The 16234-nt window shown below is 63.5% G+C and carries 8 protein-coding genes; 5 read left to right on the top strand and 3 right to left on the bottom strand.

All coding sequences use genetic code 11. The features are described from left to right. Positions 1-105: 105 nt before the first annotated feature. The 4 genes from VJS46_RS10655 to VJS46_RS10670 all read left to right on the top strand — a co-directional run bounded on the left by VJS46_RS10655 (position 106) and on the right by VJS46_RS10670 (position 6250). The gene (locus VJS46_RS10655) at positions 106-2556 is read left to right on the top strand and encodes a cyclic nucleotide-binding domain-containing protein (RefSeq protein WP_324060019.1); all 2451 of its coding nucleotides are present in this window, start codon (positions 106-108) and stop codon (positions 2554-2556) included. A 142-nt stretch (positions 2557-2698) separates the two neighbouring features. Further along, complete coding sequence (locus VJS46_RS10660) at positions 2699-3571, top strand: hypothetical protein (protein WP_324060020.1); 873 nt, start codon at positions 2699-2701, stop codon at positions 3569-3571. 9 nt (positions 3572-3580) lie between these two features. After that, positions 3581-5392, top strand: a complete 1812-nt coding sequence (locus VJS46_RS10665; RefSeq protein ID WP_324060021.1) for a cytochrome c3 family protein — start codon at positions 3581-3583, stop codon at positions 5390-5392. Between the two features lie 12 nt (positions 5393-5404). Beyond that, positions 5405-6250 carry a phosphodiesterase gene (locus VJS46_RS10670; RefSeq protein ID WP_324060023.1) on the top strand — a complete coding sequence of 282 codons (846 nt, stop codon included), beginning with the start codon at positions 5405-5407 and terminating at the stop codon, positions 6248-6250. Between the two features lie 36 nt (positions 6251-6286). Here VJS46_RS10670 and VJS46_RS10675 read toward each other — a convergent pair whose 3' ends face one another. Together VJS46_RS10675 and mutS are read right to left on the bottom strand one after the other, a co-directional pair. Beyond that, a complete protein-coding gene (locus VJS46_RS10675) occupies positions 6287-9052 on the bottom strand; it encodes a [protein-PII] uridylyltransferase (RefSeq protein ID WP_324060024.1) in 2766 nt (921 codons plus the stop codon). A 176-nt stretch (positions 9053-9228) separates the two neighbouring features. Continuing rightward, on the bottom strand, positions 9229-11871 hold the full coding sequence (gene mutS, locus VJS46_RS10680) for a DNA mismatch repair protein MutS (RefSeq protein ID WP_324060025.1): 2643 nt from the start codon (positions 11869-11871) through the stop codon (positions 9229-9231). A gap of 136 nt (positions 11872-12007) precedes the next feature. Between mutS and VJS46_RS10685 the strand changes: the two genes are divergently transcribed. Beyond that, complete coding sequence (locus tag VJS46_RS10685) at positions 12008-14272, top strand: NADP-dependent malic enzyme (protein ID WP_324060026.1); 2265 nt, start codon at positions 12008-12010, stop codon at positions 14270-14272. A 285-nt stretch (positions 14273-14557) separates the two neighbouring features. Here VJS46_RS10685 and VJS46_RS10690 read toward each other — a convergent pair whose 3' ends face one another. Beyond that, the gene (locus VJS46_RS10690; RefSeq protein WP_414708003.1) at positions 14558-15298 is read right to left on the bottom strand and encodes a DsbA family protein; all 741 of its coding nucleotides are present in this window, start codon (positions 15296-15298) and stop codon (positions 14558-14560) included. Positions 15299-16234 lie beyond the last annotated feature (936 nt).

The following is a 16234-nucleotide window of genomic DNA, read 5'->3' on the forward strand; positions in this document are numbered from 1 at the left end:
ATCTGACTAGCCTCAAGCTTTTGAAATGATAGATTGCCCCTAGGGCCAGCATGTGATTTAGGCAACAGCCAGCCGGCGGGACACGCGCTGGCACAAGGGGGGTATGTGAGTCAGCGGTACAGGATCGCCATTATCGGCTCCGGACCGGCCGGGCTGAGCGCCGCAGGACGGGCGGCGCAGCTCGGACTGTCCCACATCCTGCTGGAAAAGACCGATCATCTTTCCGACACCATCTACAAATATCAAAAGGGCAAGCATGTCATGGCGACGCCAAGCCAGCTTGTCCTTCGCTCCGATCTTGATTTCGAGGCGGGCAAGCGGGAAGCGGTGCTTGGCACCTGGAACGATCAGGCGGCGGCGCAGAAGATCAATGTCGCCTATAATGCCGAAGTGAAGGGCATTGCGGGCCAGAAGGGCGCTTTCACGCTCACCACCACCGCAGGGCAGGTCATAGAGGCGGAAACGGTCGTCCTGGCGATCGGGACGCAGGGCAATCCGAACCTGCTCCGCTGCCCCGGCGGCGGCCTGCCGCATGTGCAATATCAGCTCGACGATCCGGGCGAATATATTGACGAGCACATCACCGTCATTGGCTCGGGCGACGCAGGGATTGAGAACGCGCTGGGCCTCGCCGCCGATCCGGCGCAGCGCAATATCGTCACCATTCTCAATCGCGGTGCCGACTTCGCCCGCGCCAAGAGCGCGAACGTCAAGCTGTTGATGGAAGCGCGGGACAATGGCCGCGTCATGGTGCGGACGGAAACCTCGCCAGCCGAGGTGCGGCCCGGCGAGCTGGTGCTGGACACGCGCGACGGACAGGAGAGCATTCGCTGCGACCGGGTGATTGCCCGCATGGGCTCTGCCGCACCGCGCGCCTTTGTCGAAAGCTGCGGCATCGAATTCACCAGCGCCGACCGGGAGGCTTTCCCCAAATTGTCGCCGGTGTTCGAAACGACGGAGCCGGGGATATTCGTCATCGGTGCGCTTGCGGGCTATCCGCTCATCAAGCACTGCATGAACCAGGGCTATGATGTCGTCGAGTTCATCAATGGCAACAGATCACTCAAGCCCGCCGACGAACCGATATTGGAGGCCAAGTTCGCCCGGCTGCCGCAGCGGCGGAGCGTCGAGCAATGGCTGGAATATCTCCGCGCCAATGTGAGCATATTGAACGAGCTTTCGCCGCTTCAGATGCGCGAGTTCATGCTGGATTCGGAGGTCCGCTCCTATGAGGGGGGTGAGGTCGTATTCGAGCGGCTGGATGCCGGATCCTCGCTCTTCGGCATTGCCGACGGATCGGTGCTGGTGGAGGTGAACAAGGACGATCCCAGCATCACCGTTCCCATCGAAACAGGTTCGATATTCGGCGAGGTCGGGCTTATCTCCGGCCGCCGCCGGGGCGCAACGGTGCGCGCCGCCGGGGAATGTTTGCTGGTTGAGGTGTCGCGCACGGCTGCCTTGAAACTCATGGCTTCGGTGCCGGCTGCCAAGCGGGCGGTGACGCGCATTTCCACGGAGCGGCAATTGCTCCAGATGTTCGGCGCTGGCCTTGCCTCGGCGGATGTGCAGGAGGTGCTGGACAGCTCCGAGATCCTGTCCGTTCGCGCAGGCCAGCCGATCATCACTGAGGGCGAGGAGGGGGACGACATTTTCGTCATCCGCCAGGGCTCCATGGTCGTGGAGAAGAATGTCGGCGGAAAGCCCGTCTTCCTCTCCTATCTCCCCGCTGGCTCCTATGTGGGGGAGATGGCGCTGATCGCGGGCGGCAAGCGCAGCGCGACGGTGAAGGCCGCGATCAAGTCCGAAGTCATCAAGCTGCAGGGCGCGGCCTTTCGCCGCCTGATGGAAAAGAAGCCCGCCCTGCTGGAACGTGCCCGCCGCGACATGGCGGCGCGGCAGGACATCAATGCCTTTGTCGAAAGCCGCAAGGACAGCTTTTCGGGCGTGGTCGACATGTACTCCGCCACGGCCAAATTCCTGGTCGACAACGGCATTGGCGAGGCGACCGACGTTCTCCTCATCGACGAGAATCTCTGCGTCGGCTGCGATAATTGCGAAAAGGCGTGCGCCGACAGTCATGATGGCCTGTCCCGCCTCGACCGGGAAGCCGGGCGCACCTATGCCCATCTGCATGTCCCCACAAGCTGCCGCCATTGCGAGCATCCGCATTGCATGGCCGACTGTCCGCCCGACGCCATTCACCGCGGGCCCGATGGAGAGGTTTTCATCGACGAGACCTGCATCGGCTGCGGCAATTGCCAGCGCAACTGCCCTTATGGCGTGATCCGCATGGACAGCGTGCCGCCGCCAAAGCCGGGGCTGCTCAGTTGGCTTTTCCTGGGGCTGGGGCCTGGGCCGGGGGAACCGTCGAAAAAATGGCGCTATGCCAACAAAGTGCCCGGAATGGAGCCGCCGAAAAAGGCGATCAAATGCGACATGTGTTCGGGCATAGAGGGTGGCCCTGCCTGCGTCCGCGCCTGTCCCACCGGAGCTGCGATCCGGGTGTCGCCTGAGGATTTTCTGAGCGTCTCCCGGCTTGAAAGGGAACAGGCGTGATGGGATGCTCCAGTATCGGAAAGCCATTTTCGTCATTCCCGCGAAGGCGGGACTCCAAGCCCCCGATCGCGGCTTCGGGGCCGGAGATGGATCCCCGCCTTCGCGAGGGTGACGATCTTCTGAAGGAAGAGACAATCCTCTGATGGCCACCCGCGCTTCACCCCGCCGCGCCAAGGGCGAGACGCTGCATGACAGCTTCCTGCGCCACCGTAACTTCCGTTGGCTGAAGATCGCTGCAGCGATCAGCGCTGTTGCCGTCCTTGGCTATGCCCTCGTCGATGTGGAGCCGCGCCATAATGGCGGGAGCTGGTATGGCTATACGCTGGGCACCATCGGCGCGCTGCTGATCCTCTGGCTGACCATATTGGGCGTCCGCAAGCGCGCTATGACACCGGGCCGCTGGTCATTGAAGGGCTGGACCTCGGCCCATGTCTATCTAGGTCTCAGCCTTGTCGTCATTGGCACGCTGCATGCCGGATTCCAATTTGGCTGGAACGTCCACACCCTTGCCTATGCGCTGATGATGCTGGTGATCCTGTCCGGCATCTTCGGCATCTTCGTCTATGCGACCCTGCCAGCCGCGCTCAGCAGCAACCGCGAGGAAATGACGCAGACGCAGATGCTGGATGCGATCCGCGCCATCGACCGGCAGCTTCACGACGCCGCTCAGCCCTTGCCTCATGCGCAGGCGGAGCTTGTGCAGGCGGCCCTTGATGAGGATCCCTTCGGCGGTGGGATCATGCGGCGCCTGTCGGGAAACTATCCCCATTGCGCCACCCGCCGCGCCCAGGGTGGTATCCGGCTGCTGACGGGCGATCGGCCCGACACAGGCAATGATCCGCTGGAACGGGTCGACGCGCTCTTGGAACGCAAGGAGGCGATGCTTGCGCGGCTGCGGCGGCATCTGCAGCTCCGCGCCTTGCTGGAAGTGTGGCTCTATGTCCATGTGCCGGCGACCTTCGCGCTGATTGCCGCGCTATCCGCCCATATTATCAGCGTTTTCTTTTACTGGTGAGGCCATAGAATGACCTTCCTCATCAGGAATATTTCTTACACTGCGGACGGGCGCCAGATCGTGCGGCCGGCGGAGATCGCGAGCGGCGGCATCACCGTGGGCCGGGCCGCGGAAAATGACATCCACCTGCCCGACCTTGCCGTCGCGCCCCGGCATGCGCGGATCGAGATCAGGGATGGTCGCCGGATCGCCGTCATGGCGACCGGCGGGCTTCCTTTCGATCTGGACGGCCGGTCCGCCGAGCGCGCCGACATCGACACGGCAAAGGGCGCCGAACTGCGCTTTGGCGGCCACCGGCTCACTGTCGGACAGGAAGGGGGCAAGGTCACCATTGCCGTCGAGCGGGTCGAGGCGCTGTCCGATGCGTCGGAGGAAAAGGACGAAGCCAAGGCCTTTTCACTGCGCGGCAAGCTGCCCGGCAAACGGTTGAGCGCCTGGGGCTTTGCCGTCCTCGTGCTGATCGCCTTTCTGGCCGTGCCTATCTGGACCTATGCCAGCTACAAGGACGTCAAGCAGCGCCCGAACCGCTTCCATGCGGATCAGAGCTGGTCGAGCGGTCCCCTGTCGCTGGCGCACACATCGCTGGAGGGGGATTGCCAGGCCTGTCACACAAAGTCTTTCGTCGCGGTGCGCGACAGCGCCTGTATCGCTTGCCACAAGGATGTGCACGATCATGCTGAACCGGCCCGGCTGCTCGCCGCCAAGGGGCATCAGGGGCTTGGCGGGCAATTGCTGACCAATGTCGCCCATGCCTTCAACCGGCCGGAGGGGCGCTGCGTCGATTGCCACAGCGAACATGAGGGCGCGGGGCCGATGCAGCCCACTGCCGACAAATTCTGCACCAATTGCCATGACGGCCTTGCCGGGCGCCTGACCGATGCAAAGATCGAGGACGCCACCGATTTCGGAACGGCCCATCCCGAATTCCGCCCGGCGATCATGATCGTGCCGGGCGCTCAGCCGCGGTTCGGCCGTATTTCGCTGGCGAGGAACCCGACCGAGGAGAGCGGCCTTAAATTCCCGCACGCCCTTCACCTTTCACGCGGCGGGGGCGTCGCGCGCATGGCCCAGACGATGAAGCGCCAGCAGGGCTTTGGCGACGCCCTTGCCTGCAACGACTGCCACACGCCGACCGCCGATGGCACCCGTTTTGAGCCGGTAAACATGGAGAAGGACTGCGCCATGTGCCACAGCCTCGCCTTTGAGGAGATTGGCGGCACCGTGCGGACGCTCCGCCATGGCGAGCCCGAACAGGTGATCGCTGACCTGCGCGCCTATTACCGCTCCACAGGTCCGGCGAGGCCGGTGAGCCTTGGCGGCATGGCGCGGCGGCGGCCGGGGCAATATGCGCAGGGGCGGATGTATCATGCCTATTTCGGCGCGGCGGCTGCGCGGCCATCGGGCGCGGACCAGGCGATCCGCGCTGTCTTTTCAAAGGGCGGGGCCTGCTATGACTGCCATGTCGTTTCCCCGCCTGCTGTCGCGGGATCCGATGCTTGGCGGGTGCTGCCGGTACACCAGACGATGCGTTATATGCAGAAGGGCTGGTTCGACCATGACGCGCACAGGACGGAAAGGTGCGAAAGCTGTCATGCCGCGGGCAAGTCCATGCGTTCGAACGATGTGATGCTGCCCGGCATTGCGACCTGCCGCACCTGTCATGGCGGGCCGGAAGCAAAGGCGGATATTCCTTCGGGCTGTGCTCTATGTCACAGCTATCATGCCGATGAGCGCGCACCTTGGGTGACAAGGCGGCGAGTCACGGCATCCAGGACGGCAATGAATTCTGCGCCGCCGGACGTGCAGGGCCGCGAGAAATGACAGGGGGTTGCATTGCTGATCGCTCAGATCACCGACGTCCATCTGGGGTTCGATCCGGATAATCCGGGCGAGCTCAACCGGCAAAGGCTGGACCAGGTCCTCAATGTCCTGTGCCAGGGTCCCAATCGTCCCGACCTGTTGCTGGCGACCGGCGATCTGGCGGACAAGGGCGATCCCGAAAGCTACCGGCAGCTCAAGGAAGCGCTCGGCATTTGCCCCTTCCCGGTCTGGCCTTGCCTGGGCAATCATGACGACCGCACAAATTTCCTCCAGCAGTTTCCCGAAATTCCCACTGCCGATGGCTTCGCCCAATATGAGGTCGATCTGGGGCCACTGCGGCTGATCGTGCTCGACACGCTGGAGGAAGGACGGCATGGCGGCGCCTTCTGCGACACCCGCGCCCGCTGGCTGACCGAACGGCTCGATGAGCAGGTGGAAAAGCCCGTCATCCTGGTGATGCACCATCCGCCCTTTGAAGCCGGCATTCAATGGATGGATATCCATCCCGAAGAGCCTTGGGTCCGCCGCGTGGCTTCGGCGCTGGCGGGACGGGGTCAGGTGAGGGCTGTCCTGTGCGGCCATCTGCATCGGCCAATGGTCACCCAATGGAGCGGCACGACCTTGGCCGTCTGCCCATCAACGGCTCCCCAATTGGCGCTGGATCTGCGTCCGATAGATCCCGACGCGCCCGATGGCAGGGCAATGATCGTGGCCGATCCTCCGGGCTTTGCCTTTCACTGGTGGAATGGGCGGGACCTGGTCACGCATTTCGAGACCGCCGATAACCATGTGACGCTGGCAAAGTTCGACGCCAGGATGCAGCCCTTGGTGCGCGGCCTGTTTTCGGAGCGGCGTTGAGAAATCACCCCTCCCGTAAACGGGAGGGGAAGAAGTTTACGCCATTTCCGGCACACGTTCCTCTACCACCGCTCCTGCGGCTTCCAGCAGCCGCTTTTCCAGCGTCGCGATCCGCTGCTTGCTCTCCAGCTTACCGCCGAGCAGGTCGGTGATGTAGAAAGTGTCGACCGCCCGCTCGCCATAGGTGGCGACATGGGCCGAATGAATCGTGACCTTCGACTGGAACAGGGCGTAGGCGAGGCTGTAGAGCAGCGCCGGGCGGTCGCGGGCATTCACCTCGACGACGGTGAAGCGGTTGGACGCCTTGTTGTCGATAAGGACATTGGGAACAATATGGAAAGCCTCCGCCCTCGTGCGGGACAGCGGCTTTGCTTCCAGTCTCGTGGTGAGCTTGTGGCGGTTTGCAAGCGCTTCCTCAATGGCTGTCTTGAGCCGGGCAAGCTGGTCCGAACGGTCGAACGGCCCGCCGAACGGGTCCTGGACCAGGAAATTGTCAATGGCCATGCCATCGCGCATCGTATGGATGCGCGCATCGATGATGTTTCCGCCGGCCAGGTGAATGGCGCCCGCAACACGGTAGAAGAGGCCCGGATGGTCCGACGCATAGACGGTCACCAGCGTTGCGCCCCTGTCGGGGTAGACTTCCGCTGCAATGGAGAGCGGCTTCTTTCCGGCGCTCAGGATGTGCTGCGCATTCTGCACCAATATGTCGTGCGGTTCTGCGATCCAGTAGGATTCCGGGAAGCGCTTGCGAAGGGCGGCAAACTCCTTCTGGGCCAGGCCGAGCGCCTCCTGCAGGCGGTGCTGCTTTGCGTCGATGCGTTCCTTGCGCCCCTTTTGCTTGTGGCCGAGGCGAAGCACCTCCTCCGCCAGTTCATAAAGGTCCGAGAGTAGCTGGCGCTTCCAGCTATTCCAGACGCCGGGCCCCACAGCGCGGATGTCCACCACCGTCAGCACCAGCAGCAGGCGAAGACGCTCCGGGCTTTGCACGATGTCGGTAAAGTCCAGGATCGTCTTGAAGTCCGACAAGTCGCGCTTGAAGGCGGTCGCCGACATCAGCAGGTGATAGCGCACCAGCCAGGATACGGTGTCCGTCTCCGCCTGCGTAAGGCCCAGCCGGGGGCACAGTTCAAGCGCTATGTCCGCGCCCATGACACTGTGATCGCCGCCCCGGCCCTTGGCGATGTCATGCAGCAGCACCGCGACATAAACCACGCGGCGCGAAACGAGCTTCTGCATGATGGCCGTCGATAACGGATGATCCTCCCGAAACGCTCCGCTCTCGATCTGCGAGAGCAGACCAACGGCGCGGATCGTATGTTCGTCGACCGTATAGTGGTGGTACATGTCGAACTGCATCTGCGCCACGACACGGCCGAAGTCGGGAATGAAGCGGCCGAAGATCGTAACCTCGTTCATCCAGCGCAAAACCTTTTCAGGGTTCCGGGGCGAGGTCAGCACCTCCATGAAGAGGGCGTTGGCGCGCGAATCGCGACGGATGCGATTGTCGATCAAATTGGCATCGCGCCCTGCCGCCCGCATGGCGAGCGGATGGACCTCCAGATCATGCCGGTCGGCAAGCGCGAAGATCTCGATCATCCTTACCGGGTCTTCGGCGAAAAACGCGTCATAGGGCAGGGCAAGCCGTCCCCGGTCGAGCTTGAATCCGTTAAGTTTCTTGGGACGCCGGGTGATGCTGGGCAGGAAGCGCCGCCCGCGCGCCGCGAAGGCGTCATCGAGATGCGCCAGGAACACACCAGTCAGGTCACCGACCATCTTCGCGTTCAAGAAATAATATTGCATGAAACGCTCTACGGCGGACTTCCCTTGCCGCTCGGCAAAGCGCATGCGGGTGGCGATTTCCTTTTGAAGATCGAAGGTCAGCCGGTCCTCCGCCCGGCCAGTGATGCTGTGCAAATGGCAGCGGACGGCCCAGAGGAAATTTTCCGCACGCTGGAACTGGCGCAATTCCTTGGGCGTCAGCAGCCCTGCCTCCACCAGATCGGCAACGGACCGCACGCGGTGCACATATTTGCCGATCCAGAAGAGCGTGTGCAGGTCGCGAAGGCCGCCCTTGCCCTCCTTCACATTGGGTTCCACTAGATAGCGGCTGTCACCCATCCGCTTGTGCCGCTCGTCCCTTTCGGCGAGCTTTTCGGCGATGAAGCTGCGGGCCGTGTCCTTCACCACTTCCTTGTCGAAGCGCGCTGCGGCCTCGCCATAGAGTTGCTGGTCGCCCCAGATATAGCGCCCTTCGAGCAGCGCGGTGCGGATCGTGAGGTCCTCCTTCGCCATGCGTATGGACTCGTCGACCGAACGGCTGGAGTGGCCGACCTTCAGGCGCAGGTCCCAGAGCGAATAGAGCATGGATTCGATGACCTGCTCGGTCCATCCAGTGGGCTTGTAGGGGGTTATGAAGGCGATATCGACATCGCTGTGCGGCGCCATTTCTCCCCGGCCATAGCCGCCTACCGCCATCACCGCGATCCTCTCGGCAGCGGTCGGGTTGCTGTTGGGATAGAGATGAAGGACCGTCGCATCGTAAAGCAGGCGGATGAGCTGGTCGATCAGGAAAGCCTGGGCCGCTGCGGCTTCACGGCCGCGCGAGGGGTGGATCGACAAGCGCCGGGCAACTTCGGCGCGGCCGGTGGCGAGCGTGTCTCTCAGGCGCACGACGATTGCCTGGCGCAGCTTCATGCTGTCGCCCTGATGCTCGCCGGCGATCGCGGCCAGGTCGTCGGCAATTGTCCGGCGGTCGATGATGGCGCGCCGGCCCGTTATGCTGTCGGAGTGGGTTGCCATGGGTGGTTCGCTGTTCCTGTCGGTGAATGTGGCCGGTTGAAGCTATGCTGTTTCCTGACGTGCCGTTCGCTGGGCGTACCGAAAGGCTTTTCTCTTGAAAGAACCGGGCTTCGACAGGCTCAGCCCGAGCGGACTTGATATTATTTCCAGCGCGTAATCAATGGGTCCTTTGATATCTAGTCACTCCCATCCGCCTCCGCCAGTTGCTTCAGCCGGTATATGAGGTCCAGCGCATCGCGAGGCGACAGCGCGTCTGCGTCGATCGCGCCCAAAGCCTCGCGCAAGCCATCCTTCCTGCTTTCCTTCCGCTCGGCCACCGCCGCGAACAGCGGCAGGTCGTCGAGCCCCGCCGCGATCCCGCCTGTCTTCGCCTTGCCCTCCTCAAGCCGCGCGAGCACGTCCTTGGCGCGTGCCAGCACGCTTTGCGGCAAACCCGCAAGCCGCGCCACGGCGAGGCCATAGCTCCGGTCGGCGGGGCCCTCCGCCACTTCATGCAACAGGACAAGGTCGCCCTTCCATTCCCGCGCGCGGACATGGTGGAGCGAGAGGGCGTCGAGTTTTTCGGCAAGGCGCGTCAGCTCATGATAGTGCGTCGCAAACAGGCAGCGGCAGCGGTTGACTTCATGCACTGCCTCCACGACCGCCCAGGCGAGCGCAAGGCCGTCATAGGTCGACGTGCCTCGCCCCACCTCGTCCAGGATCACGAAACTATGCTCGGTGGCCTGTGACAGGATGGCGGCGGTTTCGACCATTTCCACCATGAAGGTCGACCGCCCGCGCGCCAGATTGTCGGAAGCGCCAACGCGGCTGAAAAGACGGTCCACCAGACTCAATCGGGCGGAAGAGGCGGGCACGAAGCTCCCCGCTTGCGCCAGAATGACGATCAGCGCATTCTGCCGCAGGAAGGTGGACTTGCCGCCCATATTGGGACCCGTCACCAGCCAGAGACGGCTCTTTTCCTCCAGGCAGCAGTCATTGGCCACAAAGGGTGCGCCATCCTTTGCAAGAGCGGCTTCCACGACCGGATGCCTTCCGCCCTGAATGTCGAGGCAAAGTCCTTCCTCAAAATGGGGCCGGCACCAGCCGCCCTCCGCCGCCCGTTCGGCGAGCGCGGCGCTGACGTCGATCCGCGCAAGCGCATCGGCGGCACGCGAAATCCCGGTCGTGCGCGCCAGCACTGCCTCTATGAGTTCCTCCAGATGCGCCGCTTCGGCGGCCAGGGCATGCGCGCCCGCCTGCGCGACCCGCATCGCCTCCTCATGAAGGTCGGGGGAGTTGAAGCGGACGGCGCCGGCCAGCGTCTGGCGGTGAGTAAATCCGCTTCCCTCCGCCATCAGCGCATCACCATGCCGCGCGGGCACCTCGACATGATAGCCAAGCACGGCATTGTGGCGGATCTTGAGGGACGCAATGCCGGTCTGGGTGCGGTATTTGGCCTCCAGCGCGGCGATTGCCCGCCGCCCATCGCCTGCCATGCGGCGCAGATCGTCGAGTGCCGCATCATAGCCGTCGGCGATATAGCCGCCCTGCCCTGTTTCAGTGGGCGGGCTTGGCACCAGCGCCCGCGTCAGCAGATCGACCAGCGCTCCATGCCCATCCAGTTCCGGCAGCAACGCAGCCAAAAGCTGCGGCACATCCGCCAGGCGCCCCAGCCGTTCGCGCAGCAGGCGCGCTTCATTAAGGCCATCGCGGAGCTGCCCCAGATCGCGCGGGCTTCCCCGGTCGATGGCGATGCGGCCCAGCGCCCTGCCGATGTCCGGCAGCGCCTTCAAAGCGCCCCGCGCATGGTTGCGCATGGTGCTGTCGTCATGGAACCATTGCACCAGCGCCAGCCGCTGTTCGATGGCCTGCCGGTCCATCAAAGGGGCAGAAATATCTGCGCCCAGCAGGCGAGCGCCCGCTCCAGTCACCGTCCGGTCGATCGTACCCAGCAGGCTTCCCGCCCGCACGCCCGACATGGTTTGGGTGATTTCCAGGCTTTCCCGCGTCGCCGCGTCGATCATCAGGTGCATGCCCTGATGGCGCTGCACCGGCGGCTGCAGAAAGGGCAGCTTCCCCTTGCCGGCATGGTCGAGATAGGCGATCAGCCCGCCCATCGCGGCGAGCTCGGCGCGGGAAAACTGTCCGAAACCATCCAGCGTTGCGACACCGAATGTTTTCGTTAGCCGCGCTTCCGCCCTGACGCTGTCAAAGGCGGCACGGGCAAAATCATGCGCCTCGGCAACGTCGAGTTCCAGATCGTCCGCCACCACGATTTCCGAAGCCCTGAGGCGCGCAAGCTCCGCCTGCAAGGCGTCTTCCGGCACGCAAAGCGTTTCAAACCGGCCGGTGGAGATGTCCGCTGCCGCGAGCGCCAGCGCTCCTCCCGCTCCGCCGATCGCCACCAGCATATTGTCGCTGCGCGAATCCAGCAGGCTGTCCTCGGTCAGCGTGCCAGCCGTCACGAAGCGGACGATCGCGCGCCCGACCAGCGCCTTGCTGCCCCGCGCCTTTGCCTGCGCGGGGGTTTCGGTCTGCTCGGCAATGGCTACGCGATGTCCCGCCCGGATGAGGCGTGCCAGATAATTTTCCGCCGCATGCACCGGAACGCCGCACATGGGCACGGGCTGCCCGCCATGCTCGCCGCGAGAGGTGAGCGCGATGTCGAGCGTCGCCGCCGCGGCCCTTGCATCCTCGAAGAATAGCTCGAAAAAGTCGCCCATCCGGTAGAAGAGCAGGCAATCCCCCGCCTCTGCCTTCAACTCAAAATATTGCGCCATCATCGGAGTCATGTTCGCGGGGGGCGTTCCGTCGCTGACGGGATGGGTGGCTTTGTTCATCGTGCCCCATGCGATAGCCGAGCTTCCATCGATAAAAAAGAGCCAAGCAATTCTGCCAAACGGCTTGTCCTCGGCCCGTTTCGATCTTACGGCAAATGAGCTTTCATCCGCAGACAGAGAACCAAGGATCCCCCGAATGAGCGACAAGGCCAATGTCGAATTTTCCGAGCGCGAGGCGCTGTTGTTCCACTCACATGGGCGGCCGGGAAAGATCGAGATTGTGGCGTCCAAGCCGATGGCGACGCAGCGCGACCTGAGCCTTGCTTATTCCCCCGGCGTCGCCGTTCCTGTCCGCGCCATAGCGGACGACCCCAGCACCGCCTATGACTATACCGCCAAGGGCAATCTGGTCGCGGTGATCTCCAACGGCACGGCCATTCTGGGCCTCGGCAATCTTGGCGCGCTGGCATCAAAGCCAGTGATGGAGGGCAAGGCGGTGCTCTTCAAGCGCTTCGCCGATGTCGATTCCATCGACCTTGAGCTGAAGACGGAGGATGTCGACGCCTTCATAAATGCCGTCGAACTGCTCGAACCCAGCTTTGGGGGCATCAATCTGGAGGACATCAAGGCGCCTGAATGCTTCGTGATCGAACAGACGCTTCGCGAGCGGATGAACATCCCGGTCTTCCATGACGACCAGCATGGCACCGCGATCATCACTGCGGCGGGCGTGATCAACGCATGCTATCTTACCGGCCGGGACCTTCAGGACGTGAAGGTCGTCGTCAACGGTGCGGGCGCGGCCGCGATTGCCTGCACGGAACTCATTAAGGCAATGGGCGTCCGTCATGACAATGTCATCATGTGCGACCGCAAGGGCGTCATCTACCAGGGCCGCACGGAGGGCATGGACCAGTGGAAATCGGCCCACGCCGCCCGCACGGAAGCGCGCTCGCTGGATGAGGCGCTCAAGGGTGCCGACATTTTCCTCGGTCTTTCCGCCGCGGGGGCGCTCAAGCCCGACATGGTGAAGGACATGGCGCCAAAGCCCATCATCTTCGCCATGGCCAATCCCGATCCCGAAATCTCTCCGCCTGATGCGAAAGCGGCGCGCCCGGACGCCATCATTGCGACGGGCCGCTCGGATTATCCCAACCAGGTGAACAATGTCCTTGGTTTCCCCTTCATTTTCCGGGGCGCCCTCGACGTTCGGGCGACGACGATCAACGAGGAGATGAAGATCGCGGCGGCTCAGGCCATTGCGGATCTCGCCAGGCAGCAGGTGCCTGAAGAAGTGGCGACTGCCTATGGCGGCCTGTCGCACAGCTTCGGCCCCGATTATATCATTCCCGCGCCGTTCGACCCGCGCCTTATGGAAGTGGTTCCGGTTGCCGTCGCCAAGGCGGCGATGGAGAGCGGCGTCGCGCAAAAACGCATCGAGGACATGACGGCTTATCGTCAAAGCCTCAAAGCCCGCCTCAACCCCACCACATCTGTGCTGACCCTGGCCTATGACGGCGCACGTGCCGAACCCAAGCGCGTGGTTTTCGCCGAAGCAGAGGAAGAGGTCGTGCTTCGCGCCGCCATTCAGTTCCGCGACGGCGGCTATGGAATCCCCGTGCTCGTGGGCCGCAACGATGTTTATGACCGTCTCGCGGCCTTGGGCGTCGCCGATCCGCAGAGCTTTGAGGTGCACAACAGCGTCAACTCGCCGCTGGTGCCCACGATGGTGGACATGCTCTACGACCGGCTCCAGCGGCGCGGTTACCTTCGCCGGGATTGCGAGCGCATGGTCAATCGCGACCGCAACATCTTCGGCGCCCTGATGCTGAAGCTTGGCGAAGCGGACGCGATGATCACCGGCGTGACCCGCACCTATTCGCAATCCATGCGGGAAATCCGCAAGGTGCTCGACCCGCGGGAGGGCCAGACCTCCTTTGGCATCCATGTGCTGGTGGGCCAGTCTCACACGGTTTTCATGGCCGACACCACTGTCCACGAACGGCCAAGCGCCGAGGAGTTGGCCGACATCGCTGAAGGCACGGCAGCGGTTGCCCGCCGCATGGGCCATGAACCGCGCGTCGCCTTCCTTTCCTACTCGACCTTCGGAAATCCTCCGGGGCAATGGCTCAACAATATCCGCGATGCGGTTGCCCTGCTCGACGAGCGTGGCGCCAGTTTCGAATATGAAGGCGAAATGGCTCCCGATGCGGCGCTCAACCCGAAGGTCATGCAGAAATATCCGTTCAGCCGCCTGTCTGCGCCCGCCAATGTGCTGATCATGCCGGGACTGCAATCGGCCAATCTCTCGGCCAAGCTGCTGCGCGAACTGGGTGGCGATGCGATCATCGGCCCGATGCTGGTGGGCATGGAAAAACCCGTCCAGATCGCCACCATGAGCTCAAGCGCTTCGGAACTGGTAACGCTGGCAGTGCTCGCAGCAGGCGGGATCGCCCGCTGAGAACGAGGGTAAAATTCCCGTTCGGGCTGAGCTTATCGAAGCCCTTCAAAGGGACTGCAGATAAGGCAGCGGGGTCCCTGCCCGCGCAGGGACGACGGGGTGAATGGCCGAAGGCGGATTAACGCCTCGGCGTCCTCGGCGCCTCTGCGTGAATTTTTGATAAGGCCGTTGTCTTCAAGACCATCGTCGTCCCTGCGCAGGTGTTGTGTTCCGAGAGGTTGGCGAGAGGGAAGTGGTGTAGAACGTGGCCTGGCCTGGGTCGATCAAAATCCCGGCTGCGGCGGATTACTGCCGTGCCAGCCGTGCCCTGGCGATGGCTTCCTTGAGCGCTTCATAGCCGACCGCGCCGGACAGGACCTGATCGCCCACGACCCAGGTTGGCGTGCCCGTTGCCTGCAGGGCTTGGGCAAGACGTATGTTGTTTTCAATTTCCGCGCTGATATCCGGCGCGTTGGTCGCGGCTTTCAGCGCGGCGGGATCGAAGCCTGCTTTCTTCGCCGCCGCGTCGACGCCTTCCTTTGAAGGACGTCCTGCGGCATAGAGCGCGCGGTGAAAAGCGCCATATTGGCCCTGCTTGGCTGCATAAAGGCTCGCCTTGGCAGCCTCATTGCTCTCCTCGCTGAGGATCGGCAGCTCGCGATAGACGACCTTCAGCTTCTTGTCCTCCGCCAGCAGCCGGTCGATATCGGGCAGGCTGGCCCGGCAATAGCCGCAGGCATAGTCGAAAAACTCCACCAGCACGACGTCGCCGTCGCGTGCGCCCTCCCATCCGCCGGCAAAGGGTGTCTCAAGCTGCGAACGGTGCTGGGCAACGATCGAGGCCGTCCGTTTCGACTGCAACCGCTCCATGGCTTCCGGAATGATTTCCGGGTGCGCGAGGATATAGTCGCGGACGATCCCCTCCACCTGGGACCGGTCCATCTGGCCCACCGCCTGTGCGTTGCCCGGAGAGGAAGTGCCCCCGCCTTGCATCATGAGCGCTACGGCTGCGGCAGTTGCAACAAAGGCGGTCGCGCCAATCGTCATCTGGAATTTCCTGTTCTTGTATAGGGGACCTTGGTCCGTTGCCCTGCTGGTGAACAGCGCCGATCCCCAGCTCTTCAACCCTGCCCTTTGGGAGGAGGATGGCGCCGACTGCGCCATATTCCCGGTTGGTGCGCCTGCTTCAGTCCGGGGTGGCGGGGGAGGTGCGGGTGGCGGCGTTGGCGTCGGCACTATATCCTCCTGGACTTGAACCCTTGGCGTCTCGAACGGCGGCGGATCATCGGCGAACAGGGGCAGGGACCCCTGGGCGGACAGGGGCAATGACCGGACGGGTTTGGGCAATGCCTCGCGCACATCCATGCCATCGACAGCAACGCCTTCTTCCTTCAACAGCCGCATCAGCTCCGACGGCACCGGGGCGGGCGCCTCCTCTTCACCTTCGGCCTCTCGCACCCGCAGCGCTGCCGCCTTTTCCGCTGCAGCCGCGCTGATCGCTGCCTTCCGCTCGCCAAGCTTCCTTGTTAGCCATGCCGACCGGTCGGCAGCAGCTTGCCCGATGGCTCTTGCCAATGCCAGGCTTTTCCGGCCCGCAGCAAACAGAATCGGCGCTGCCTTCGCCGTGGCGGCGCTGGCGCCCTGCCGGGATTTTGAGCCAAGCTTCCGGCTCAGACCGGCCATGCCCGCCTGGGTCTTGCGCGCCTTTGCTGGAAAATCCTGCGCCGCTATCCAGTGCCGCGATTGTTCCATGCGGCGCGGCATGTCGATCCGTTCGGCAAGATCGCTTGCCCGCCCGGGAAGGGTCCTTGCAAAGGCAATGGCCCTTGCTACCCCCCTTGCCACCCACGGCCGCGCAGCTTCGATAAGCCGCGCGCCCGCGCTGGCGGGAGGCGGCCGCCGCACCGGCTCGTTCCCGCCTGCCCGCTCGCCCGGCGCATCTTCCATCCAGCGATTGTCCCCCATTCGCCCGCCTATCGCCTC

Source organism: Rhizorhapis sp., assembly GCF_035276005.1.
Lineage (GTDB): Bacteria > Pseudomonadota > Alphaproteobacteria > Sphingomonadales > Sphingomonadaceae > Rhizorhapis.